Source organism: Arenibacter arenosicollis (genome assembly GCF_014397245.1).
In the GTDB taxonomy this organism is placed as follows: domain Bacteria; phylum Bacteroidota; class Bacteroidia; order Flavobacteriales; family Flavobacteriaceae; genus Arenibacter; species Arenibacter arenosicollis.
The window spans coordinates 120,607-147,385 of sequence record NZ_JACLHY010000012.1 but is presented as its reverse complement, the minus strand read 5'-3'; the positions used below and the strand labels follow the sequence as shown (position 1 = coordinate 147,385).

Annotated in this window: 21 protein-coding genes; 1 reads left to right on the top strand and 20 read right to left on the bottom strand. The window is 38.1% G+C overall.

The window, feature by feature from the left end:
* Positions 1–82: 82 nt before the first annotated feature.
* The 20 genes from H4O18_RS13140 to H4O18_RS13045 all read right to left on the bottom strand — a co-directional run bounded on the left by H4O18_RS13140 (position 83) and on the right by H4O18_RS13045 (position 24,817).
* Entirely contained in the window at positions 83–442 is a 360-nt protein-coding gene (locus tag H4O18_RS13140) for an ISAon1 family transposase N-terminal region protein (protein WP_031443165.1), read from the bottom strand.
* 229 nt (positions 443–671) lie between these two features.
* Positions 672–1,313 carry a response regulator transcription factor gene (locus H4O18_RS13135; RefSeq protein ID WP_187585315.1) on the bottom strand — a complete coding sequence of 214 codons (642 nt, stop codon included), beginning with the start codon at positions 1,311–1,313 and terminating at the stop codon, positions 672–674.
* A 952-nt stretch (positions 1,314–2,265) separates the two neighbouring features.
* The gene (locus H4O18_RS13130; RefSeq protein WP_187585313.1) at positions 2,266–4,209 is read right to left on the bottom strand and encodes a PorP/SprF family type IX secretion system membrane protein; all 1,944 of its coding nucleotides are present in this window, start codon (positions 4,207–4,209) and stop codon (positions 2,266–2,268) included.
* Positions 4,210–4,466: 257 nt separating this feature from the next.
* Positions 4,467–5,741, bottom strand: coding sequence for a TolB-like translocation protein (locus tag H4O18_RS13125; RefSeq protein ID WP_187585311.1), 1,275 nt, complete (start codon positions 5,739–5,741; stop codon positions 4,467–4,469).
* A 243-nt stretch (positions 5,742–5,984) separates the two neighbouring features.
* Positions 5,985–8,540 (bottom strand): c-type cytochrome, encoded by a 2,556-nt coding sequence (locus tag H4O18_RS13120; RefSeq protein WP_187585309.1) that lies wholly within the window; start codon positions 8,538–8,540, stop codon positions 5,985–5,987.
* Between the two features lie 275 nt (positions 8,541–8,815).
* A complete protein-coding gene (locus H4O18_RS13115) occupies positions 8,816–9,190 on the bottom strand; it encodes a group I truncated hemoglobin (protein WP_187585307.1) in 375 nt (124 codons plus the stop codon).
* A 362-nt stretch (positions 9,191–9,552) separates the two neighbouring features.
* Positions 9,553–10,341 (bottom strand): anti-sigma factor, encoded by a 789-nt coding sequence (locus H4O18_RS13110; protein WP_187585305.1) that lies wholly within the window; start codon positions 10,339–10,341, stop codon positions 9,553–9,555.
* A gap of 1 nt (position 10,342) precedes the next feature.
* The gene (locus tag H4O18_RS13105) at positions 10,343–10,876 is read right to left on the bottom strand and encodes an RNA polymerase sigma factor (RefSeq protein ID WP_187585303.1); all 534 of its coding nucleotides are present in this window, start codon (positions 10,874–10,876) and stop codon (positions 10,343–10,345) included.
* Between the two features lie 67 nt (positions 10,877–10,943).
* Positions 10,944–11,531: a superoxide dismutase family protein gene (locus H4O18_RS13100; RefSeq protein ID WP_187585301.1), complete on the bottom strand. Its 588-nt coding sequence runs from the start codon at positions 11,529–11,531 to the stop codon at positions 10,944–10,946.
* Between the two features lie 255 nt (positions 11,532–11,786).
* A complete protein-coding gene (locus tag H4O18_RS13095) occupies positions 11,787–12,428 on the bottom strand; it encodes a YceI family protein (RefSeq protein WP_187585299.1) in 642 nt (213 codons plus the stop codon).
* A gap of 124 nt (positions 12,429–12,552) precedes the next feature.
* Positions 12,553–13,770 (bottom strand): bifunctional alpha/beta hydrolase/OsmC family protein, encoded by a 1,218-nt coding sequence (locus tag H4O18_RS13090; protein ID WP_187585297.1) that lies wholly within the window; start codon positions 13,768–13,770, stop codon positions 12,553–12,555.
* A 4-nt stretch (positions 13,771–13,774) separates the two neighbouring features.
* Positions 13,775–14,458, bottom strand: coding sequence for a DUF2490 domain-containing protein (locus tag H4O18_RS13085; protein WP_187585295.1), 684 nt, complete (start codon positions 14,456–14,458; stop codon positions 13,775–13,777).
* Between the two features lie 216 nt (positions 14,459–14,674).
* Positions 14,675–16,051, bottom strand: coding sequence for an amidohydrolase family protein (locus H4O18_RS13080; protein ID WP_187585293.1), 1,377 nt, complete (start codon positions 16,049–16,051; stop codon positions 14,675–14,677).
* Between the two features lie 114 nt (positions 16,052–16,165).
* Positions 16,166–16,900 carry an NYN domain-containing protein gene (locus H4O18_RS13075; protein WP_187585291.1) on the bottom strand — a complete coding sequence of 245 codons (735 nt, stop codon included), beginning with the start codon at positions 16,898–16,900 and terminating at the stop codon, positions 16,166–16,168.
* Between the two features lie 42 nt (positions 16,901–16,942).
* Positions 16,943–17,515, bottom strand: coding sequence for a YdeI/OmpD-associated family protein (locus H4O18_RS13070; protein ID WP_187585289.1), 573 nt, complete (start codon positions 17,513–17,515; stop codon positions 16,943–16,945).
* Positions 17,516–17,518: 3 nt separating this feature from the next.
* Positions 17,519–19,141 carry a M1 family metallopeptidase gene (locus H4O18_RS13065; protein WP_187585287.1) on the bottom strand — a complete coding sequence of 541 codons (1,623 nt, stop codon included), beginning with the start codon at positions 19,139–19,141 and terminating at the stop codon, positions 17,519–17,521.
* Positions 19,138–19,926, bottom strand: a complete 789-nt coding sequence (locus tag H4O18_RS13060; protein ID WP_187585285.1) for a dienelactone hydrolase family protein — start codon at positions 19,924–19,926, stop codon at positions 19,138–19,140. The genes H4O18_RS13065 and H4O18_RS13060 overlap by 4 nt, the downstream gene beginning before the upstream one ends.
* Positions 19,927–19,951: 25 nt before the next feature.
* Positions 19,952–21,283 carry a M28 family peptidase gene (locus tag H4O18_RS13055; RefSeq protein WP_187585283.1) on the bottom strand — a complete coding sequence of 444 codons (1,332 nt, stop codon included), beginning with the start codon at positions 21,281–21,283 and terminating at the stop codon, positions 19,952–19,954.
* 54 nt (positions 21,284–21,337) lie between these two features.
* Entirely contained in the window at positions 21,338–22,507 is a 1,170-nt protein-coding gene (locus H4O18_RS13050; RefSeq protein WP_187585281.1) for an MFS transporter, read from the bottom strand.
* A 90-nt stretch (positions 22,508–22,597) separates the two neighbouring features.
* Complete coding sequence (locus H4O18_RS13045; protein WP_187585279.1) at positions 22,598–24,817, bottom strand: bifunctional alpha,alpha-trehalose-phosphate synthase (UDP-forming)/trehalose-phosphatase; 2,220 nt, start codon at positions 24,815–24,817, stop codon at positions 22,598–22,600.
* Positions 24,818–24,920: 103 nt separating this feature from the next.
* Between H4O18_RS13045 and H4O18_RS13040 the strand changes: the two genes are divergently transcribed.
* Complete coding sequence (locus H4O18_RS13040) at positions 24,921–26,732, top strand: glycoside hydrolase family 15 protein (RefSeq protein WP_187585277.1); 1,812 nt, start codon at positions 24,921–24,923, stop codon at positions 26,730–26,732.
* Positions 26,733–26,779 lie beyond the last annotated feature (47 nt).

The window sequence follows — 26,779 nt, the reverse complement described above, 5'->3', positions numbered from 1 at the left end:
GAACTCGCTTAAATAATCCCGAAACTGTCGCTGTAGTTTTTTGCCATTGACCCCATAAAACCCGCCAATGGTATGGCAGTCATTAGCTTTGGTACTGACCAAGTACTTTTAAAAAAGCAGCGAACTCAACGGTCATACGAGTCCCCTGTGCCACTAGATCCCAATCTCTTTGCACGGCTTGGCCAGTGGCCTTGTCCAGCCAACGGCGGCGCTTAATGTGGAGATAAACTGACTTTCCCCTTAACGGAAAATCCTGGACGACGATCTCTTTGTGAAAACCATGGGCTATTAAAGTGCGATGTTTTTCCTCTTTCGGGGTATCTTTTTTTTCTTCAAAATATAAATGAAGCGCACCCTCTTGCATATTATGGGAGACTAGGTCAAAATGGGTTGTTAATACTTCTGGCAGTATAAACTTTAATAGGTCCAATGATAATTCCAATGCGATCGTTTTTCCGCAAAGATCTTATTCTATTTTCAATTCACACACAACTTTTGGGATTGATCCCTAATGTTCAAGGAAATTGGATTTAACCTACCGTCATCAGTTGGAGAACGAAATAACCTATATAATACCATACCGCTATATGGATAGGTTTGTTTATAGCTCCCTGAAAGAATTACCAATAAAATTATAAGAGTAGTTATTTAACCATATAAAGACGATTCGTTTAAATTAAATTTGCGGAATGTTCCAATTCCCTTAATTTATTCAGGGCCTCCGATTTTGAGTTTACATTCAGTTTTAGATAAATATTCTGAATATGAAAATTTATAGTGCTTGGGGTAACAAATAAATTATTGGCAATTGTTTTATAGGTTGCTCCCTGACTTAAATAATCGATTATCTCATTTTCCCTTTCTGAAAAGGAAGCATATGACTTTCTTTGGAACATTGAAATAATTTTCTTGGCAATATCATTGCTTATGGTTGCCCCTTCATATTTTATAGCATTCAATGCACGGTGTAAACTATTTATGCCTACAGGTTTGGTAAGATAGCCATTCGCCATATTTTTAAATGCTTTTTTTACAATTTCGAAATCACTTTCGGCACTTACCATAATAATTTTAACCTTGGAATCCTTTTTTCGGAAATGGCCAATTCCTTCAATACCGCAACCATCCGGCATTGAAACTTCGGAAACAATAATTTCGGGCAGAACATTGTCGTAATCCAGAAGGGCATCCTTTACCGAAACGTATATTCCTTCAAGTGAGTAATCTTTATAAGTTTCAAAATAATATTGGTAAGCCTCGTGGAATTTCAGATCGTTGTCTATTACAATAATTTTTAGAACATTGGAATTCATATTTATTTGGGGTTAGGGGGATTTCTTAATACATTTTTTTAATTTAGAACAGGCTGGATTATATTTAGAAATTGAAAAAACCTATACTAATTTGTACACTGTGCTTATTTAAAGGATAATGGTCGTAATTCAACGGAACCAGACAACCATAGTTCACTTTGGTCATTGTACAAAAACTGCCACTACAACATAAAAGGGGATTAACCCAAATAACTTAAAAGTGGGTTATAGTAAAGACATACATCCAATTCCCTGCTCAGAACTGGCTATATACCTATCTTAAGAGTAATTCACGTATTGGAAATGGCCAGTAATTATTTTTAATTGAAGTAAAGTGTTGCCGTAAAGGACTTGGAGCGACAAATTTTTCTTTTGCCTTAATGCAAGCAAATTGCCTTGGCTTTCTGGTTAGGTCAATGTAAGAATTCATGGTTTGGGATTTGGGATTATACTAATTATTTCTTCTCTTTCAGTTTTACTTTTTTATTAATATTATACATTGCATTAACCCGTATTTTAAGAGTGTAGGTTTCTCTTAAATATGATGTACTAACTGCAATTTTTTAATTTCAAAACTTAAAATTATGTTAATAAAAGTTAAATATAGAAATTATTTTTAAAAAACCTACATTAAAACGATGTATTTTCCTACAAAATTAAATTGAGAGACTTATTATGAATTATTAATAAAAAAATGTCTTTTTTACTGATATATTCTGATTGGTTCTATAAGGGGTTGAATCCTAGTCCACTAAGTTTTTTTATTCCATTAAAAAAAGTAATTTTCCTAAAATTTTGGCTTTGATCAGGTAAAATTGGAATTGAGGAAACAGTTTAGGGTTATTGAAATAAAATATTTGGGTAGTAGCGGTGGTTTATTATTTCCTTGATTATAGTCTCTGGTAGGTGTTCAAGGCGAATGTCCATATAAATGCGTGCTGATTAGGGTAAATTATTCGAAGCGGTCGTTGAGTTCATCCTCGTCTTCGTATAAGTTCTCGGCGGTAACGGGGTTGTTATAGACCTGCATAATCCATTTATCTTTTTGATACTTTCCGTCCAAATCAGAGGTGTAGGCCATTTCGGCGTCATTTTTCTTATTAAAATCAGCTAAATATACATAGTACAGTCCATTTTCCTTATTAAAAAATTGCTTGGCGTTTACGCCTTGTTTGTTTAAATCCTTTATAAAGGAATCTACGTTTTCTTTATTCTTATAAACGTTTGCTATCAAATAATAACCAGATTTCACTCCAGCTACGTCAGACTGTTGTTCCAGCCTAATAGGTAATTTGGCATATTTTTTATGTTCGGCATTATTTATACGGTAGATTGTTTTTTCTTGAATATCGGCCACAGCTGTTTCGTATTGTGCATTGTTTGATTTTTGAAGATCGGATTTTATATTTTGTTTTATTTCATCCTTTATGATATGTACCAGCATATCGAACCTTTTTTCAATCTCCCTTTTGTTTGCGGTCTCCAAGGAGTCCTGTCTTAGTATCAATCCGTCCAAAATCAATCGATTTTCATAGGCAAGGGTATTTTGGCATCCATCACTTTTTTCAGTCAAACCAGTATTGGCAGTAGTACCTGTAGTGCCAGTGTTAACTGTGAGGTTTATAACATGGTCATTGGCGCTTTTATTTTTGACCAGTTCTTTTAATAGTAGATGATTTTCATAAGCCAGTGAATTTTGACAATCACAATCGTTATTTTCATCTGATAACCTAAGCATCTGAGCACCAGAACCTTTTTTTTGAGGTAAATCATCGGATGCCAATTGGCTTTGAAAAGATTGGCTTGATGGTGGTGTTTCGCTCTTTTTTAATTTAGCGTTTAACTTGGCAATTTGCCCCTCATATCTCTTGTTTTGTACTTCAATTTTATCATACTTGGGTTTTGAGGGCTTTTTGGAACGGGATTTTGCGATGTAATTCCTGGGATGGGAAGTGTTGTTTTTAAAGGTATAGGCTAGGGTTATTTCATGATTCCAGCCAAGGCTTGCCCCATATTCCAAAAACTTCTTTTCAAATACATACCCTATAGATATCTTTTTGCCAAGGTTAAACCCAAGACCTGCGGACAATCCATATCTATTGTCCAAAGTGGTCTGTAACCAACCATATTCCGGCAGATCTACCATTAAGGAACCCATAAAGGAAAAATTGGCTTCCTCCTTGCTGTGCAATTGTACGAGCGGCATAATTCTGGCTTCGGAAAATAACCCTCTGCGAGCGTTTACTAAATAAGTATATTGGAGTGATGCTTTTAAGGTTTTTTCACTAAATTCTGTGATTATACTATTTGTAGTCTGATTGTAACTGAGTAGATTCTCCGCATACAAGCCAAAATCAATTTGTCCTAGTGAAAGGGCTATCCCTGGTTGAACGGACAACTTGGTTTCTTTTCTGGCATCCAATATTTTAGGGTCATTCTCTAATGCAATTACTCTATTCTTATCTATCCCCTGGTTTATATAGGTGATATTTACTCCAAAAGTTAATGTATTCTTCTTGCTTAACTGTGTTGAGTTGGCATAGTTGGCGTTTAGGCCAAATTCTTGCATAACGCCGTCCAAATGGGTATAGATCCCAAGGCCAACTGCGGCATTATCACTGAGATTGTTACTAAACCCTAAAAAGTAATTTTGATTGTTATCTGCAAAAGTGGCATACTGGTTCCTGTGTAGAATATTTAGGTAAGATTTATTTTCCCTTACCAATGAGAAAGCGGGATGAATCAGAAACCTATTGAAGACCAATTGGTTGTGATAGGATGTGTTTGAGCTAAAATCCGAATTAATTTCTTGACAATAAAGTGTGGTTTCGCACAGCAGAATGCAAACAAATATAAGGAAGTATACCTTGTTAAATATGGCAACTCTGCAGTTCATCCAAGGGGGAGATTTATGTTATTCCGATCATAATGTGTTCCTTATAATCATATATGGGGTGTCTCTCGGTTAGCTTGGATCATTCATCTTAAGTTGACCACGAACCTGGTCGGGGCTTCAGAAAAGTGTACTAGAATTAGTCCAAAAATTACTGAGGACCAAATTACCAATTTGTAAGTAAATTCTTACTGTTAGTTTATCATAGTTTTATTCTGCCATAGGTTGTCCAGTTAATTTAGTGTATATATTTCATGACTTTACTCCTCAAAAACGGTATTTGAATAATTAATTTGCGAATTGTCATTGATCGATTCCAAAATATTGAATTGTTTTTTTTCCAATAACCTTTCCCTTTTTTCTTTAGAATAGGTGAATGCTACTCGTTGAGGATTACTTTTACTTTCACCTCTATTGGACATTACGTACCCCATTCCGTTTTTACCTGTTAGTAAAATTGAAAAGTCATCTTCAATGCTATTGATGTCGGTTCCAAGATTAACAGAGGTACCTACTTTTTTATGGTCAACTTGCACCATGTACACATCAAGTCCTCCTAGGCCTTGTCGTCCTTCGGACGCAAAAACTAGGCTAGTTCCACCTATTATCTTTGGGTATAGGTCATTGTCGTCCGTATTTACTTTTTGACCTAGATTTTTAGCTAAACCAAAAGAGCCATCCCTTTGAATGTCAGCTACGTAAATGTCATACTTTCCAAAGGTACCAGGCATATTGGAGGCAAAGAATAATCTTTTTCCATCTGGGGAAACAGTAGGGTGAATGGTAGAGTACTGTTTGGGAGCCAAAGCAACTTCCTTTATGTTTTGCCATTTCCCATTAACTTTATTGGCCTTGTATATCCTGTGTACCAATTCCTTTTTTGATAGAACCCCATATAATGGTTTTGTATAGACGGCCTTACTAAAATAGGCAGTACGCCCATCTTCGGTAATTGCAATTGGCGCATTATAGGCAAATTTAAATTTTTCCTTATCTTCAATATTGGATGCCAACTCATTTTCCAGACCTAAATCTTTTAATGTCAATTCTTGTGATACCACTGATTCTTGGCTCTGTTGAAAATTGAAATCCCGATATTTGCCTTCCTTTTCAGGAGCAGTGGTACTTTCTTTAGGGTTCTTGTTTATTTGATAGTCTTCTTTAACGTGGGCAAGCCAGTCCTTATCCTTGGAGGTATCTTCCGGGGCCGTAGATCTTATCTTTTTAAGCGCAAACAGGTATCTTTCGTAATAACTTGCGTTTACGGTGGTATCGGGGTTTGTATCAATTAATTTTTTGTACCAAAAAATGGCTTCCTGGTAATTTTCGACCAAAAAGTTAGCATTGCCTAAGTCTTCACATATTTCATTTTCCTTATATCCCAATTTTAGAAGTTGTTGATACTTGTCAGCTCTTTTGCTATTTTCGTAACTATTGGGGTCCCCGTAAGTCTTAGCTTCTTGGGCAGACAACGAACAGAAGAATAACGTAATAATGCAGCCAATGATTCCTTGGAAATTAATGGATTGGTTCATATTATTAGATATTGGGGTGTTAAACTAAACAAAGGTCTAGAAATTTGTAGGAATAGTAATTAGTAAAATTTCATAGGTTTTGAATTATTTTGCATTTATTTCTCGTCTAACCTGAATATGGATGATTATGTATCAGGTACTTAATGATTTTGTAGGGCAAAAAAAATGGTCCCGATATTAATCGGGACCATATACAAAAATTAACCAGCAGTCTGTGGTCAATTACCTACCTAAGTTCAATAATTACTGAAGTTCGGATTTCCTAGCCTGTGATTTTAAGAAAGAAAACAGGTCAATAATTTCCTGTTCGTTCAATCTATTCAGTAATGAAGGCATCATTGCCGATCTCTTGGAAATCTCCTGTTTCTTAATATCAGCCTTGACCAACTTTGTCAGTTGTTTTGGGTTTAAGGGATTTTCGTTTATGATTATAGTATCATTGGTTTCATTGATTACTCTTCCCCAAAGACTTTTTTCATCGTTCATTGTAATTTCTACCGCTTCATATTGGTCAGAAATGGTCTTGTTGGGATTAACGATTGCCTCGGCAATATCTTTAGGGGAGAAACGCGTAGTTACTTGTGTAAGGTCTGGACCTATGCTGGCGCCCGTACCATTAAGACCGTGGCAAGAACTACAGAGTACCGCTTTGTACATATTTTCACCGTTTTCTAAATTCCCATTATCTCCGGCAGAATTGTATAATTCAACTATTTCTGCTACGGACCAGTTTTTGCCAGGCCCTTTTGGATGTGGTAGGTTGGCCAAATCCGTACTGTTCAACTGTATTAATTCTTCACCGGATAAAGCCAATAGATTTTCCTTTTCAGCCTGTGGTACATGTTCCAAGGCCTTTTCCCTTATTTTTAATAAGAACTTGGAGTAACTTTCACCTCCGTTGGCAGCGAATAGTCTGGAATAATAAGTGAAATATTTTTCTCTTAACGCTTTGGTCCAACCATTAGGGGCATAACTTAATGCTTTTACATAATGTATTAGCTCTGCAGGAGGAGTATTGGATTTCATGCGCTCTATGGTTCCTCCATATTGCTCGCTACGTCCGGTTACATCTTTTTCTATTATGGTCGTTATTTCTTTGGTCTGGGCCAAAGTGTCCAATAACTTCATAGTTTTTGGTACCACCAAAGGATTTTCTACATAGGCCAATAACTGAACCAATTCCCGGTTTACCTGATTGCTCTGGGTAGGGTAGTAGGGATCTAGTTTCTTGGATACTTCGGATTTGACATTTTTATTAAAATCACCTCTAATAAATAATAGGTTACATGCCCTAATAAAATCTGTTTTTAGATTAGTTGTCATGTCAGGGAAGGGTACAGACATTAATTTATCCATAGCCTTTTCCTTATTTTCCTGATTTCCGATCCTCGCCAATGCAATAGCACTTTGAATTACTATGGAAGGATTGTTTTCGGCAACTAATTTTTCTTCAATTCTTTCTACATCTTGGTATTCCAAGGCTACCCTTGCCGCATATCTAATTCGCCTGTCCTCGTGTTGTAAGGAAGACCAGATAAGTTCTAAATCTCCTTTCTCTCCTGATGCAAACGATTCCAGTTTTCTTCTAAGTTTTTGTTCTTCCGTAATGTCCTTGTTCACCACCTCTTTGCCCTTCTCCTCTCCATTGTAGAATACGCGGTACATTCCGGATTCCAATCTTCTGCCACCGGTAAGGAAATACATAGCACCGTCATCTCCGGCAACTCCGTCGGTCAAGGGTAATGAGGCCCCGGATAAAAACTCTTCCTTGTTACCTTTATATGTAGCTCCGTCCGGGGTCATAGAAATATAATACATGGTGCCAAAGCTCCAATCGAACACAAAAAGTCCGTTTTTATAATACTCGGGAAAGTCCAAAGTGTTTCCAGCTAAGACTCCTGTAGGTGAGCCTTGTCCTATGTCTACAATACCTGGTACATTATCTGGGTAATAGGCAGGCCATTTACCGGAGCCTGTTCTCCAGCCAAATTCGGAACCATTGGTTATATGGCAAACTCTAATGGGTCTGTACCAAGGGGACCCCATGTCCCATTCCATATCAGAATCAAAAGTGAATAGTTCCCCGTCCGTATTAAAGGCCAGGTCATAGGCATTTCTAAAGCCGGTTGCAATAACGGTTAATTCCTTACCATCTTTATCGGTTCTTGCCACCCAACCTCCGGGAGCCACTACGTCATTGGCGTGACCTCTTGGATCCTTAATGGCATCAAAAAGTTGGTCCTCATCCCATATAGGTTTTTGAATGGAATTAAAGGTTTTTGGCAATAGGGTATGGTTACCTCCTGACATATAAATATATCCATCAGGACCTAATATAATTCCGTGGGGGCCATGCTCGCCTCGACCTACAAATTGATATAAAAAATCTACCTGGTCCAAGGTGCCATCGGCATCCGAGTCTGTTATTTTATACAAGCCGCTTTCCTCCTGATTATCCGAATTGGACATTACATAAAGGCTATTATATGCCCATAATAGTCCATGTGCATTGCCTATATTCAAGGGAATGGAATCAACCTTAATTTTCTCCTTCGAACCAATTTCAGGCACCTCTACGTAGTATAAAGCTCCATATTGGTCCGATGTAATAAAGCGACCATTATCATCTTTGGTGATAGACACCCAAGACCCTTGGTCCATATCACTTGGACTGTATAATTTTTCAACTATAAAACCATCCTTGACCAAGATATTCGGGTCGGATTCAATGGGAGTAGGGGACTTACAGCCCATAATCATAAGAGAACATACCAATAAGGATGTACAAATTTTACTCATACCTAAATGTTTAAATGATTAAGCAATTATTTTTTAAATCCTCAAAGAAAGTGTCGTGTACGACTTCGGAATAAAAGATAATCACATTGTCTTAAGCGTCTAATATAGGTAAAAGTTTAAAACCTGCATTACATGAAACTCATTTCTATGGCGTCATAAGTGTTTTTTTCTAAAATACCCGGGAATGACAATAAAAATGACTGATATGTTAGGAATTTAAATACCTCCAAATACCTCAAATGTATTTAAATCTAGCAGTATTATCAGAGGTACGATTATATCCGGATGACGCCCCCTTTAAGTGAATAGAGGATAGCCAGAACATCTTTTTTTTCCTCATCCCCGAATTTATTTTTATCCATGGCTTCCAATATATCATCCACAACGGCCAAAAACTCTTGTTCAGAAATATTCATGCCTTTGTGGGTAGTAACCATGTCCCTTCCTTTGTATTCCTGGGGGCCACCTGCACCCGCACAAAAAAAATGGACCGTATGTTGCTTAATGGTCATTAGTCGGTCCGGTTGATCTTTATAAGGTATAAATCTAGGACTTACATGTGGATTTTCCATATGTAGATTTACTACATCATCTACTAGTTTGGTGATACCTTTTAATTCACCTAATCTGTTATAAAGTGTCCGTGTCATAATATTATTCTTTAAAAGTTATTTTCCCTTAACAAGATTAGGTTCTTTTTCGGTAAGACAATGGTGCATTTCATTCAAATAATTACATTTTTAATTCATAAGTAAATTAATTGTTCAATTCAAAGTTGGTATCGGGCAAGGGACATTCTGGGAAGTGTGAAATATAGTAGGTTGCAATTAATCCAAATGAATAGGTCCAAGGCTCTAATGACCTCGGAAATTTACAAAGCTAACTCCAAATATATTTTGGGATTGTAATATTGATTATAGCCACAAATCATGAATTAAATAAAGGTTTGCGGAAGCTTAACTTACCGCAAACCTTTATTTACATTATAATGGTTCTTTGTTTTTTCAAATATCTAGGAGGTGGCCACCCCTAAGGTATATAGTTGTTCCAGATTGGGAGCGGCACTACCGCCCGCTGGTTCCAATGTTATACCAAATGCTTCGGACTCATTGGGATTGGCTAGGGCAAATACCTTATTATCATCCTCAATAAAATTCTCTAAAAGTCCCATGCTGGTCGGCGTCAATGGATTTAATTTTAGCGACCACACCTGGTATACAAATCCATCCGGGGGATCGGGCAAACCTTGTGCATCTATAAATACTTTCTTTTCATGCTTGTTCCAATAGGCTTTGGCGTAGGAGGTAGGGGAGACCGTTTGCCCTCCCAATGGCACTACGGTAATATTTTTATCGCGAATCGTCTTGAGCAATTCCTCTGTCTTTTCCAATGAAATTTCCGAATCGGTAATCTGCCGTTCCAAAGTAATATTTTCTAGCGAAACCACTTCTATATCGGATATTAGTTGGTTGTTCTGTTCGTATAACCATATTAATCCTGCCATGAAGATCAATGCTACTGCCCAGCCCAAATAGGCAGTCCAACTAACATTATTCTTCTTTTCATCGGTAAGGGGAGCACCTTCCCTGGCTATCCTAGTACGGATATCGTTAAAACCTTTTGTTCCTGGTGAAATTGTTCTCGACAAAGACAAAACGGAGGCTTCAATGGCCTCTATTTCCTTTTTTATCTCGGGGTACTTTTCTCCATTTAGATACACTTCCAAATTTTCTATATCTGAAAGAGTACCTGCCACGTAAAGTTCCAAGATACCTGATGCTATGTATTCCTTTGTATCCATATTATAATGCCAGATTGTTCCTAATTTGGGAAATACAACTTCTATTTCTTGTTTTTACCGTTCCCAATGGAATATTCAATTCTTTTGATACTTCTTTCTGCGTAAAGCCCTTAAAATAAAGTAACTCTATTATTTCGACACACTTTTCCTTTAAATTTAGCAAAAGCTTTTTTAAACCAATGGTGTCTTCTCTACCACTTTCATTATCTTCCCTACTTTCTAAAATACCTACGAAGTAATCAGCGGAAAGGTTCTTTTTTCTGTTTTTATGTGACTTACTGCGTATTTCATCAATCGCAGCATTCCTAGCAATATTTAATATCCACGTAAAGAACCTTCCCCTAGAGACGTTATAGCTCTCCGAGTTTTTCCATGCTTTCATAAAAACATCCTGACAGATTTCTTCGGCAACATCAGTATTCTGTACAATTGTATTGATTACGCCACAAATATTTTTAGAATACATATTATACAGCTTTTCAAAAGCGGCAGTATCCTTTTTTTGAAATTGTTCTACAATTAGGTCTAATTCCATTCAAGAATTTTTTTAAAGATAAAAAAAAGCTGCTCTATAAGCAGCTTAATAAATTTGTAAATAGTTGTTACTCAATAATGCCGGCGCAACTTACCCTTCCCCCAGCGTCCCCAGTGGGTTGGGTAACAAAATCATCGACCCCTTGATGTACGATCACACCCTTGCCCAAAAGGTTTTTGGTCTCATCATCACAGCCCAGACACCATTCATCGGTAGAAAATTCCACAATGGCATTGCCTTCGCCATCAGCCGTGAAATTTCCTATATCCCCTCTGTGATAGCCTTCCGCTGAACCCCATTTGCCATGAGCGGAAAAAGTAGGATTCCAATGTCCGCCTGTAGATTTTCCGTCTGCAGAGGAACAGTCCGCTTTTTCGTGAATGTGGATAGCGTGCTCTCCCGGTGTTAAACCGGCTAAGGTAGCCTTCATGCTAACCGTTCCATTTTCTTCAGTAAAACTAACTTCTCCCTTAACATTACGCCCGCTTTTAGGTTCCAAGGAAAATTTAAGGGTTTTAATCTCCTCTTCTGCTTTTATTTCTTTGGCAATGATGTCTTTATTTTCCATAACATCCTTAGTTTCTTTTTTTGCTTCTTTACAGTTGTAGGAAGCCATGAAAATAAGCGCCAAAAACAGCAACTTTGTATGTTTCATTTTTAAGTTATTTTTTGATTTAAATAAAATTACCAATTAATTTAGGAGATATCAAGTTGTGGTATGATATGCGTTATTATTGAACCGAATAGAGTTAAAAAAATATACATAAACGCAAAATCCCCGTTTTTGATTCTTTCAAAAACGGGGATTTTATATAAAAGTATGATTCACAATGCTATTGAACTGGCATTTTCAATTGGTCCTGCCAGCTCATCTGAAATTATTCTTACGAAACAATTTGCGGAACAAGGTTTAATTTTCTTGCAAAAGAACTTCAGCATGTACGGCAACTTCACTCCATGTTTTGCTAACTCCGTCTTTTCCGGTGTGCAAAGCTTCACAAGCTTTGTTTATGGAGGCAACGGCATTTAAGGCGTCCCAATTCTCCAAATTCATTACACCGCTGAATGCATAGCTATTGTCACCAGTCATTGTATGGTCTAAAGGAATATTTTGTGTTTTTCCGTTTAAAGTAACGTCTACGGAGCATTTATCTTCTCCAGAAACTATAAATTTCCCTGAAATAAGTTCAGTATTCTCCATAACACCAAAGAAGAATTCCAAAATTTTGGGATCTCTGGTACCTGTGGCATCATTGGTAAACAAGCTACTCACCGGAATACTAAATGTGGTTCCGTTTAAGGCTTGCAATGGGGTACTTGCGTCTTTGGTCTCCTTAATGTTTATTTGGGTAAACTTGCCACCTACGGGTAATTTTTCGGTGGTCTTATAGGCTGTGAAACTAACTTTGGTAGAATCTTTGACCAAACTGAATTTTTCGGAAGTTGCAGCCTCTAACTCTACGGCCTGTCCATCTTTTTCTTTTTTGGCATCCTTACAGCTTACCCCTGTTATTAAAAGCAAGCTCAAGCATGCAAAAGCAATTTTTCTCATGATGTTTTATTTGAAATATTAGCTCTAAAGTTAAGCATAAAATATAATGCCGAACAATTCTTTAAAATGATTTAATCATATTTTAAAAAAGCAGCTTGCCATCATGTTAAATGAAGCATTAGGGCTAATTATTTATCAATGTTGTAATGACCCTAGTCTCACTATGTAAAGTCCTGTGGACAGGACATTTATCTGCGATTTCCATTATTCTGGAAATTTGTTTTTCGTCAAGGTCCCCTGTCAGTTTAATAGCTCTACTAAATGTATCTATTTTTGCTTCATTTGATTCGCAGTTTTCACAATCGGTAGCGTGTGTCTTCTTATAAGAGATATGTACTTCCACGTTTTCCACTGGCCATTTTTTTCTTTTGGCATACATCTGAATAGTCATGGCTGTACATGCCGATAAACCTGCCGACACCAATTCGTAAGGCGAGGGGCCAAAATTGTTTCCTCCATAGGAAACAGGCTCATCTGCAGTTATATAATGACTTCCAACTTTCATTTGGGTAGTAAATCCGTCTGCATTATCCAAACTCGCCACCACTTCCTGTTCTGTTTCCAAGGCCTTGGATTCTGGCATCTCCAAATACCTTTTAGACCAACTTCCAATGATTTTACCAACATAGGAAGCGTCTATAGGGTTGTTCAATAAATGGTCTGCTCCATCCAGGGAAACAAAGCTTTTTGGATGGTGGGCGGCTAGGTATATTTCCTCGGCATTTTTTATTTCTACAACGGTATCCTGAGGTGAATGAAGGATTAAAATTGATTTTCCAATATTTCTTAAGGTTTCTTCAAAGGTGTTTGATTTTAGATCTTCCAAAAACTGTTGTTTTATGGTAAAACTTCTGCCTCCAATATTTACTTCAGCAGCACCTTTAGTGTTAATGGTGTCGATATCATTTTTGAAGATATGTTTTACATGTAGGGGACTGGATGGAGCACCAATAGTAGCAATGGCCCTAATGGAGGATATTTTTTGCGAAGCTAGTATGGCCGCCGCTCCGCCCAAAGAATGACCAATGATCAATGTAGGGGAAGTGTAATTTTCTTTTAAGTAGGTGGCCGCCTCCACTAAATCTTCCACGTTTCCCGAAAAATTGGAATCGGAAAACTCGCCTTCACTTTCCCCAAGCCCTGTGAAATCGAATCGCAAAACGCCATAGCCTTCCGCAGTAAGGGCTTTACTTATATTTTTAACGGCTTTAAAATTTTTATTACAGGTGAAACAATGTGCAAAAAGCACAAAATTATGTGGGACTTGATTGGCTGGTAGGGCCAAACGACCTACCAAGGTTTCACCTTTGGCATTCTTAAAAGTTACTTTTTGCAGGTTCATAACACTAGTTTTTTTTCAGTATACTTCTTAAGTCGGGATTATATGTAATACCTATCTGAAGTCGATCGTAATGTGCCGCTGTAAAATGATTTTTTAAGTACCCCATCTGTAGACTCATGTTATCGGTTACGTTTATTCCCAAAGCGGCATATAGGCGATTTTGACCAAAAATATCGTCTTGAAGATTAATGAAGATCTCGTCGTAGAAATTAAGGAAAAAGGTATTGGTCAAGGGAAGGGTCATCTGCAAACGATACCGCATCCTGTGTTGTACATCCGTACGATCTCCAAAATCCAAAAAACGTTGTTCCAAAGTGTATCTGTGTTCAAAGTTAAATTCCCATACTTTGTTTTTTAGGAAAAACCGTTCAAAAATACGGTGCTCTATAGAATTCCTTTCATCGGGGAATTCCTCGAAACTGCCGTCCGTAACAATATATCCATATCCAAAAGTGGTCCATGCATTAGCATTAATATGGTAGTTTAATCCGGTGCGCAGAAGTAATTGGTTAAAATTTTTGCCCTGTTCGTAATAGCGGAGCTGCGCTTCTGTGTGGATACTTAATTTATTGCTGATTTTATTGGTGCCGAAATACATGTGCCAAGATCCCAACTTGTTTTCACCATTTTCCTGTGCATTCACTGTAAACGTTGAGATAAGGATAAGTAAGCCTAAAATTTTCTTCATAATGTTAACTTGTTTCTTGTTTTTGTGTTTAGATTATAATTTAGTTTTAAATAGCTGATTCATAAAAATACCTATTCTACTGGAACCCCAATTATAAGGATTTCCATTAAAATTTCATCGAACTTAATACGGATTTTGAGATTATTTCAAAGCTCTAAAACCGCATATTAATGTTTCCCTGTATTGTTTATGGATTATATTTTAAAATGATGGGTATTAGTTTTCTTTGGCATTACTGGCAATTTCCTTCAACTTTTCATCTATGTATTCTTTGGACAACCATTTTCCCCGCACCATAACCCCGGAAATTTCTTTTAAAGCTGAAATATCTTTCAAGGGATTGGAATTCAATAAAACCATATCCGCGTCCAAACCTTCCGTTATTGTCCCAAAAGAATTTTCCATTTCAAAAAATTTAGCTGTGTTCACTGTTCCTGATTGCAAAATCTCCAAAGGGGTAAGTCCGGCCTTGACCATCCCTTCTGTTTCATGGTGAATTGAAAATCCAGGGACGTTGAATAATTGGGGCGCATCCGAGCCCAGTAGTAGACCATGTCCATTATGCTGAAGTTTACGGATCAATTGCCTTCTTATGGCAGTAAACCTATTCCATTGTTCTTCGTTAAAACCGTTAGCAGAGCTGGTAGATTGGTCCTTTCTTCTCATCCAATCTTCCAAGGTGGAAACGGGCATATATTTCATTTCAGGTTGCTTCAACAATTTATCGGAACTTATAGGGGCGAACCATCTTTCAAACAGACTTTGTGTGGGGACTACCCATACTTTATTTTCTTTTGTCATCGCCACCAGTTCATCTATTTTGGTTGTATCGGCAATAGGGGTAAAGGCATAGCCAAAAAATCCATTAGCTGAAGGGTCAACACCTTCGGATTCAGGCACAAGTCCTTCCATGTAGCCATCTACATGGTCTATGGAGGCGTATTTGCTGTCCAAAGCATGACGTATGCCCACCATTACCGGAACGTGCCCGGAAAAGGGAATATTATGCTTATTGGCGGTTTCCACCATTTGATCAAAAACCTCCAATTGCATACCCGGATGTATTTTTAGAAAGTCGTACCCCTCATTCTTATAGGCAGTAACTTTCTGTACAGCCTCTTCTTTGGTAGTAACGGTATTTCCATTAAAAGACGGACTCGAGGTAAAAATACGAGGACTCAAAACATCGCCATTTAAAGCCTTTTCCCTTAATTCTAGATGGCTGGGATGACCCAGCATTCCCCTAATAGTAGTTATGCCATTGGATAAGTATAAAAATAAGGTTTCCTTAATACGCTGATCACTGGTAGGAGGTTGTGGAATATGCGCATGCATTTCCGCAAGTCCAGGGATAAGATATTTATCCTTACCTTGGATTTTAGTAAGGTAGTCATCGGCATTATCGACCGATTCCACTATTTTCTTGATCTTCCCGGAATCAATTATCACCTGGTGCTTTTCCAGCATATTGCCATTGCTGACATCCACAATATTAACATCGGTGAACAATATTGCGGTTGGGCTAACTACTTTCTTTGTTGGGGAACAAGAAAGAAAGGCTATAAAACAAATAAGTAAACTAATTTTTTTCATTTCGATATAGTTTTTAAGTTAGTGCCATTGTTATTATTGACTAAAATAAGGGTAATCCAAAACAAATAATTATATACTAAATTATGTTTTATATCTAGGTGAAAATTAGGGACTCTACCTATTTCTAACGTAGATCAATTTAAACCGTCCCTTGACATTTTCACGTTGGTCTATTTCAAAGTTTTTAATAGACTTTATTAAGGGAGTCAATTTTTGAAAACCATAGTTTCTAGAATCAAAATTTGGTTGCTTCTTTTGAAGAAGGCTACCTACATCGCCAAGAAATGCCCAGCCATCTTCATCCGCAAGGTCGGAAATAGTGGATGCAATGAGTTTAATTTCCTTTTGGGTAATCTTGTCCACATTGTCCTTCTTGTCCTTTTTGCTATCCGTAGTTTCCGAAGAATTTTCTTCTGATTGATTTTTAAGGATTTCGATATAGATAAACTTGTCACAGGCTACAATAAAAGGATTGGGAGTTTTCTTTTCCCCAATACCAATTACATTCATACCGGCTTCCCTTAACCTAGTGGCCAAACGTGTAAAATCGCTATCACTGGAAACAATACAAAATCCACTTACCTTATTGGAATACAAAATATCCATGGCATCGATGATCATTGCCGAGTCGGTAGCATTTTTGCCAGTGGTATAAGCATATTGTTGAATAGGGGTAATGGCATTTTCCAATAATAGATTCTTCCATTTGGACAATTTAGGATTGGTCCAGTCGCCATATATTCTTTTTATTGTGGGGTTGCCATATTTGGCAATTTCCTCCATCATCTCCTTAACATAAGCAGAAGGTATATTGTCACCATCTATTAGTACTGCAAGATTTATTTCCATTTTATTTAATTATTATATTTAGATTATTACGAAGCTAACCATTTATTGGTCGCGCGACTTTTTATTTTGTTTGCAGAGCGATATAATTTCGGTAATTCGCTTCTGTCTAGTGTCTTCCCTTTTGGCTTGATTGACCCAGTATAGATAGTTTTTTCTATAACTAGGGGCAAAACCTTGAAAATTTATATAGGCCACTTTCTCTTTGTTGAACTCAACTTGCAAATCCTCAGGGATAATGCCATTTTCAACATGGTCCAAGGCCTTCCAGGAACCATCAATTTTTGCGGCTTTAATTTTTTTCAGACCACTCTGATGCATTTTTCCGGCGGATGTAAGCTCCTTAATATAGTTTTTATTCAACTTACTCCAAACACTTTTTGGTTTTCTTGGGCAGAAATATTGCCGTCGTTTACCTTCGCCAAGGCTTTTAACGGTACTGTCAATCCATCCATAACACAGAGCAACCTTTACTGCATCTTCCCAACGCATACTGTCCTGTTCATGTGCTACCTTGTAAAAAATAAGATGAACTCCCGAACTGCTCGCATGATGATCGTGCAACCAGTCTCGCCATTCACTATCTGTTTTAAAATAAAATTCTTCAATTATTTTCAAAAATTATATTTTTTTGGAGGCCACGTAAAAATTTTCATCAACAGCAACAGATTGTACCGTCTTTTTAAAGGTTTCTGTTTTCCACTCCGCTGTGGGGTACAACCAGTCTACGGTTCCATTTACATCAATCTTAATGGGCATGTCAAAACCATCAACGATATTGATATAATGGTATCGCAGTTGTTTGCCCTTCACCTGAAATTCCAGTATGGGTATTTTAATACCACGCAGGTATTGATCAAAAAATTCGGTTAGGTCAATGCCTGATTTTTTACTTATATAATCCTCTATTTGTTTAGTGGTAACGGTTTTATGATAGAATTCCTTGTTAAGCCCTCTAAGAATAGTCCGCCATTTTTCATCATCTTCCACTAATTGCCTTAAGGTGTGCAGCATATTGGCACCCTTATAGTACATATCACCAGAACCTTTTTGGTTCACGTTATAGGTGCCAATTATAGGGCTGTCATTTTGAATATTGCCCCTGGTGCCAAGTACATATTCCGATGCGGCTTTTTTACCAAAGTGGTAATCCACATATAAGTTTTCTGAATAGGCCGTAAAACTCTCATGTATCCACATGTCGGCGATATCCTTATAGGTAATATTATTGGCGAACCATTCATGGCCCGATTCGTGGATAAGGATAAAGTCGAATTTAAGTCCCCAACCTGTTTTTGAGAGGTCATTGCCCAAATATCCATTCTTGAATTGATTTCCATAAGTAACGGAACTTTGGTGCTCCATGCCCAGATAGGGAGCTTCGACCAACTTATATCCATCCTCGTAAAAAGGGTAGGGGCCAAACCAATGTTCAAAAGCTTCCATCATTAATGGGGCCTGTTTAAACTGTTTTTTTGCTTTTTCCAAGTTGTCCCGAAGTACATAATAGTCCATGGTTAATTCTCCCTTTTCCCCACTGTAACTTTCTCCAAAATGTACATAATCCCCCATATTGATATTTACCCCATAATTGTTTATAGGATTGGCTACATACCAATGATAGGTATTACTGTCTTTATGCTCCTCCACTTTTAAAAGCCTTCCATTAGAGACATCCATCAACCCTTTTGGAGTTGTAATGCTTATGGCCATGCTATCCACTTCGTCGTACATATGGTCCTTATTTGGCCACCACACACTGGCACCCAGACCTTGACAGGAAGTTGCCGCAAAGTGCTTGCCATTGTTGTCTTTTTTCCATGAAAAACCGCCGTCCCAAGGGGCACGAACAGCTTCTTTAGGATGGCCGGAGTAATACACTTTTATTTCATTTATCTCCCCTTTCAGTTGTGGCTTCTTAAGGGTAACAAAATGGGCATTCCCATTTGATTCCCATTTTAAATTTTCTCCTTCCTGGGTAATCTTTTCTATAATTAAAGGTGGTTGAAGGTCTACTTGAAGTCGCTGCTGTTCCTCCAAAACCGTATACCGAATTTCATTACTACCCGAAATGAATCTTTCCTCGGGTTTCACTTCAACACTCAAATTATAAAAATTAAGGTCCCACCAAGAGCGTTCTGGGGTAATACTGCCTCTAAGGGAATCCTGTTCCGTAAAATTTTGGTGTTGGGCAAAGGAGGAGATTCCTAAGGCTAATAATAATACTGTGATTATTTTTTTCATTTTAAAAGAGATAATAATTTTTTCCATGACTTTTCGTAAGCCATAGTATTTGGTCCATAAGCTTCTTCCGCACCCCTGCTCATGAAAGCATGTCCTGCACCTTCATATATGTCAAAAGAATAAAGATTACCATATTCTTTCATTGCTTTTTCAGTGTCGGGTATCGTCCCATTTACCCTATTGTCGGCAGCACCGTAAAAACCATATATCGGGAACTTAATATTTTTTAATGAAGTTAAATCTTTTGGAGCGGTGCCGTAGTAAACCATCACACTCTCCAGATTTGGGTTTTGTGCCGCATAACTGAAACTCTGTGATCCTCCCCAACCAAATCCCACAACTGATATTTTCCCATTAACAGATGGGTCATTCTTTAAATAGTCGAAGACCAAATTCAAATCTTTGGTAACGTGCTCTTGATCCAGGTTATAAATGGCTTCCCTAGCTTTATCCGCATTTTCAAAATCGGTGGTTTTTTCAATACCCTCAACGCTATTGGATATCAGATCTGGGGCGATTACCATAAATCCCTGGCCAGCCACCTTCTCTGAAAAGTCCCTTATCCATTTGTTTAACCCCAAGTTTTCGTGAACTACTATGACCGCTTTGGTAGCTTCACCGCTTTCAGGATATACAACCAATGCCTTTAGTACGCTTCCATTATCCCTTTTAAAATCTACCCATTCCCCATGTCTAAGGGTGTCGGTAAGTTGCTGTGATCCCTGGGCCTGTAAAATCCCACTAAAGCCCAGCACGAGGACAAGTAATTGCAAATTTAATTTCATAAAATTTAGTTCTAACCGTCCTACTTTACCTTAAAATTGCATTGGGGAAAACCACCACACTTTCAAAACCGTCCTTGCTCACGGCAGATACCCCAAAGAAAAAATTGTCCAATACTACACCCTCCAAAGTAAATTCCGAAACGTCACCTACAAACCTGCTGTGGTCCCAAGTAGGGGAGGTGGTATCTCTCCAATAGATTTTATATCCAACAGCTCCCGGAACTTTGCTCCATTGAAACTTGGCCGAAGGCTCAACGATCCCACCAATTTTCACCTCTTTTGGAGCGGGAGGTGCCCAGGCCAAAGAAGCCAAATTAATCGCATTTACAGCGGTTAGTTTCTTTGCATATTCAAAATTTACATGCTCCAGCACATCGCCATAGGCAATTCCATTTTCAACCCTTATGTCTTGGTGTTGTTGGGTGTAATTTTCGTGGGCCTCCATTATCCTGATTCCGGCGTAACCGGCATCATTAAATGGCCGGTGGTGTCCGCCCCTTCCAAATCTATCCAATCTATAGATCATCATGGGGTTCATTTCCGGCATATATGTCTTTACATTCTTATGAACGTAACGGGCCAATTGTCTTGAAATTCCATCCACTTCTCCGCCATAAAACCTGCGCATATTTCTTTCCCTTTCCGTCTCGGTCGGGGGTACGGGCTCAGAAAAAATCCTAAAATCGGTATTGCTTATAATTCCATCCACCCCTTTAATATTGCCGATCATATCGTTGTTGAATATGCCGATAATATCCCAGCCCTTTTCCTTGGAGCTCTTTACCAAACCCTGACCTCCAAAAAGACCTTGTTCTTCCCCGGAAAGGCCTAGGTATACTATACTATTCTCAAATTTATAATGGGAAAGGACTCTTGCTGCCTCTATGGTACCGGCCATACCACTGGCATTATCATTGGCACCAGGGGAGTCGGAAATGTAATTGTTGGCATCACTGACGCGTGAGTCTATATCCCCGCTCATAATTATATAGCGGTCGGGGTATTTGGAGCCTCTTTGAATGGCCATAACATTAACCACCCAAACATCCTTAGGGATTCTGTCGTTTTCGTCCTTTTTCACCAAGTCCTTTTGAAAGGACATTTCGAGGCAATTATTGCAATTGTTGGAAATCTTGTCGAACTCACTTTTGATCCATCTTCTTGCTGCTCCAATACCCCTTGTATTGGAAATAGTGTCGCTAAGGGTATGTCGTGTACCAAAATTTGCTAATGTGGTGACATCATTTTTTATTCTTTCGGCCGACACCTTGTCCATTATTTCATAAATGCGCTGGTCTGTCTGGGCCAAAAGGCAGTAAGAAAATAGAAATATAGATATAGCAATTAATTTGTGCATACGTCTAGGGTTTGGCTTGGTAATTTACGTTTATCCGTAAAATTAGCTTCTTAATTATTTGTTAAGTCCTCCTTTTCGCATTGCCAATAATCCGAGTATCGGACCAATGGACAAGAAGGTAAAAATATAGCTCGGATCTACAACATCCAACCAGTAAGTTAGCAATTGTATACTGATTATACTGATGCTGAAGCCAATACAATTCACAAGGGTAAGTGCTGTGCCCTTTAACTGTAAGGGAACTGCATTGGCGACCAAAGTGGAGAATTGAGGGGAATCCGAGGCAACAAATATTCCCCACAAGCAAAATGCAATTAAAAAAAGGGAACTTGGCAAGTTAAAAAAAATTGGGGAAGTAATACACAGCAATCCGGAGAGCAGCAATGAAGCCGTGGCTACTTTTCTACTTCCCAATTTAAGTGAAATATGTCCGCCAATGGCACAGGAAACTCCTCCCAGGGCAATAATAAAAAATGTCCATATGGAAAATGGAAGTTGACTGTTATGAATGGAATTGTAGGTTTTTATGGCAAACGGAATAAAGGCCCAGAAGGCATAAAGCTCCCACATGTGGCCAAAGTAGCCTACTGCTGCTTTTTTAAAGTCAGGAATTCTAAAAAGCGCTATTCCGGCTCGTAATTGCAAAACCTTGCTTGGTTTTCTGTACGGGCCATTGGGGACCAAAAAAAACAAGGATGCCCCACCGAAAATAGAGAGTAACGATGTTATTTTAATGACAATAGTATATTCTTCACTCAATTCCAAACCCTGAAGCAAATGTGGAAATGCAGTGCCCAGAACCAGTGCGCCTACCAAATACCCCAAGGCCTTACCCAATCCTTGTTCATAATAATCGGCGGCAATCTTCATACCCACAGGGTATATTCCTGCTAGAAAAAAACCGGTACCTAACCTGGCTAAAAAGAGTGTTGCGTTGGTAATATCCTTGGCGAGTAGCACCGCGTTACAAAAGGCCGCTAAAAACGCACATGTCATAAAGACTTTGGAAGGCGAATAGCGGTCGGCAATCATCAACAGGGCAAAAACCAGGGTGCCGATAATAAAGCCAATTTGTACTGAAGAAAGCACATAACCAATAATTTCTGTCCCCAAGCCGGTTTTTAAGATTAGGTCATCGATTACGGCATTCCCTGCAAACCACAATGAGGTACACGCAAACTGCGAAATAATAATGACAGGCAGTATAAAGTGGTTTTGCTTCAATTCAGTGCCTCGTTAGGAAATGGAAAATAGGGTATATATTGGGTTAAAATCAATTAAAACAACCTACCAAAGTTACAATATGGCTCTTCTTTATTTTTTTGGTTGATCAACAAAATGTTCAAGCAAATTCCTAACGTTCTTAATGCTGTCCACATAGTACCTGGCCTGAGTTTTTTGTCGCCCTACTTTTACGGTAATAGCGCTATCCGGTAATTCCTGGAACATAAATTCATCGGTCCAATCATCTCCTATGGCAAATACAAAATCATATTCCTTTTGGGAAAACACGCGCATAGCGGCACGACCTTTGTTTACGTTGCTGCTCTTTATTTCAATTACCTTATTTCCGTTCAGTATACTCAAATCGTCATTAGCAATTAGACTGGTCAGTACCGTATTGAGTTCAGTAGCCCTTTTTTGTCCAAAATCTGGATCGGTCTTTCGGTAGTGCCATGCGAGCGAATAGTTTTTTTCTTCAATAAAACTCCCAGGAGTCCTGTCCACAAAAGATTCCAATACGGGATGAATTTTTTCCATCCAATCCTTTTTAACATTTTCCAACATTCTAAACTCTTCTCCGTTTTCAGAGATCCACACCCCATGTTCCACGATCATATTATACTTCTTTGGCAAAAACCATTTGGTGAAGGTGTCCTTGTCGCGACCACTAATTAGGTATATATCGGTATTTTTTAATGCCGACAGACGGTCCAATAAAACGTACAATTCTTTATCTGGATTTGCTTTTTGTGGGTCACCATGAAAGCCGGCCAAGGTGCCATCATAGTCCAAGAATAATAACCTTTTTTTCGCCTTCCCATAATTGTCTGTAATATCTTTCAACATATCATTGGACAATCTGCGTGACTTATACGTATGGTCTATTTCTTTTTGATTTTGAAGGGAGGTCATAAAGTCATTGGCCCATTTTTCTACGTTATATCTTTTCAATCTTTTTTGTAAAATTGAATTTCTTGCTTGTTGCTCTTCTACAGGCATATTGATGGCTTCGTAGAGTGCATCTGCAATTTCTTCAAAATTATTGGGGTTAATGAGCAATGATTCATTCATTTCGTTCGCGGAACCAGCCATTTCACTAAGGATAAGAACACCGGTTTGCTCGGTTCTTGTAGCAATATATTCCTTTGCAACAAGGTTCATTCCATCCCTAATGGGTGTTAACCAAGCAATATCACAAGAAGTATAAAGATCTATAAGGTTTTCGAACGGCATGGACCTATAAAAATACCAGATTGGTGTCCAGCTTACAGTGGAAAATTCCCCGTTGATTCTCCCCACCAACTCATCTATTTCCTTTTTCAGCAATTGATATTGCGGCACATTTGATCGGGAAGGCACTGCTAGGACAATAAGTCTAACCTTTTCCTTGAATTGGGGGTATTTGTTTAAAAAATACTCAAAAGCATTAAGTCGCTTTGCAATTCCCTTTGAATAATCCAACCGGTCTATAGATAAAAAGAACTTGGCATCCGGAGCGGATTCTTTGTGCATATCCAGTCTACGTTGTAATTCCGATCGTTGGCCAGATTTATTCTCATCGTGTTTTTTCGCAGCGTCGCTAAATTTCTTATAATCAATTCCCATGGGAAAGGAATCTACTTTTATAACGCGGTCTTCAAGATGGATGTCATTGAAACTCACTTCCAGCCCCAACAATCGCCTTACCGAACTTAAAAAATGTCTTTCATAATCATAGGTGTGAAAGCCGATCAAATCCGACCCCAACAACCCCATTAGCACTTCTTTACGCCAAGGTAAGGTTCTAAATATCTCATAGGAAGGGAAAGGAATATGCAAAAAGAAACCAATGGAAATATTGGGGCGTTTTTCCCGGACCATTTGGGGTACCAGCATCAATTGGTAATCATGCACCCAAATAGTGTCATTGTCTCCTGCTTTTTCCAAAATGGCATCCGCAAATTTTTGGTTTACGGTTTTATACGTATTCCAGCTTTCAAGCTCAAATTCCGAATATTCCAAAAAATAATGAAATAGAGGCCATATGGTACGGTTACTAAAGCCGTAATAAAAACCATCTACTTCTTCCGAGCTTAGATTTACCTTGGATGATCCGTGTTTTGCCAAGGCCTTGTCAATTTCAGGGGCAAGTCCGTCTGGAATTTCTTCGTCCGTTAATCCGCTCCATCCAATCCATAGACTATCACCTCCTTTATGAACAGATTTCATACCCGTGGCTAATCCGCCTACACTTGGTATTGCAGTGATGCTTCCATTATCAATTTGTAATTGTACGGGTAGTCTATTTGAGATTATGATAGTTTTGGCCATAATTTGTCATTTTTAAGTGTTATTCGTATTTAATTTCCCTAAATTTCGGTAAAATGATGTGTAAAACCTACTAATTAAGGTTATTTAAAGGACAAAATATAATATGGATAATTTAGATTACGGAATAATAGGAAATTGTAGAAGTGCTGCATTAATTTCTAAGAATGGTTCATTGGATTGGTGTTGTTTGCCAGAATTTGATTCCTCTTCCATATTTGCAAAAATTCTTGATGATGAAATAGGAGGAAGTTTTGAAATCCTAGTGGATGATACTTATACTATTGAACAAAAGTATATTCCCTTAACCGCTATTTTGGTAACGACCTTTTCAGATGGTAAAAATACTTTTGAAGTTCAAGATTTTATGCCCCGGTATTATAAGCAAAATGGTGGCTATAATGCACCTCCGGAAATTATACGATATATAAAGCTAATTTCTGGCAAGCCGGTATTTAGGGTATTGTACAATCCCAAGTTGGAATACGCCATGGGTAAAACAAATACCTATGTTAAAGAAAGCTTTATTGCCAGTTTAACCCATGAGGTAAAGTTCGATACCTTTTTTCTTTACACTTCCTTTAATAAAGAAAGTGTTTTGGCACAACGGGAAATAGTTTTGGAAAGCGATGGCTATTTTCTGTTGGGTTATAATGAAAAGATATTGGTGCCAACCTTGGAAAGGGTATATCTGGAATTGGAGCGCACCAAAGTCTATTGGTTAAATTGGTCCAGCAAGACACCTACTTATAAGAAATACGATGCCGAGATAAAAAGAAGTGCCCTAACCTTGAAGATGTTAAGTTATGACAAGTCTGGGGCCGTTCTGGCCGCTGCCACAACCTCTCTTCCGGAAACTATAGGTGAGGTTAGGAATTGGGACTATCGCTTTTGTTGGATTCGGGATGCCTCTATGGTAATTAAGGTAGTTGGTCAATTGGGTCATAAAAATATAGCCAAAAGGTATTTGCAATTTATCATTGACCTTATTCCGGATAAGGATGAGAAATTGCAAATTATGTACGGTATAAACAAGGAGAAAAAGTTAACGGAAGAAACTTTGGATCATTTGAAAGGGTACAAGGGTTCCAAACCTGTAAGAATAGGAAATGCAGCTTACAAGCAGCGGCAGAATGATATATATGGTATCCTTATGGATGTTATATACACACAGTTGGAGAAATTTAATACGGAAATAGAGAATGGGGAAGAGCTTTGGGGAATTACCAAGGGAATCGTTTGGATCGTAAATAAGCATTGGCAAGAGGCTGATAAGGGGATATGGGAATTCCGTACAGAGGACAGGCATTTTACGTTTTCAAAAGTGCTATGTTGGACAGCTATTGACAGGGCTATTAAAGTGGCCGAACTTTTTGGGAAGCAGAGAAAATTGGATAAATGGCGAACTTTGGAGAAGGAAATTCGAGAGGATATTCATATGCACGCCTGGAATGAAGAAAAACAGGCGTTTACCCAATCTTATGGGTCACCACATTTGGATGCCTCGGTATTATTAATGGAATCTTATGGTTTTATTGATCCCAAAGATCCCAAATATGTTAGTACGGTGTTGGCCATTGAACGTGAACTTTGTAATGACGGACTTCTATATCGTTATAAAAATGAAGATGATTTTGGATTGCCCTCATCTTCCTTTACTATTTGTACTTTTTGGTTTATCAACAGTCTGTTTAAAATAGGTCATGAAGAAAAGGCTATGAAACATTTTGATCAATTATTGAGCTACAGCAACCATTTAGGTCTGTTCAGTGAGGATATAGATTTTAAGACGAAGAGGTTGTTGGGTAACTTCCCTCAAGCATATTCGCATTTGGCCTTGATAGAATGTGCTATGAATTTTTCCAAAAAACACAGTGAAATGGAAATATTGGAGTCTCTTAATGATCACGATAAATAATAAAGGACGTGATTTAGGCACATCTCCCTAAAGAAGGTTATATGGTG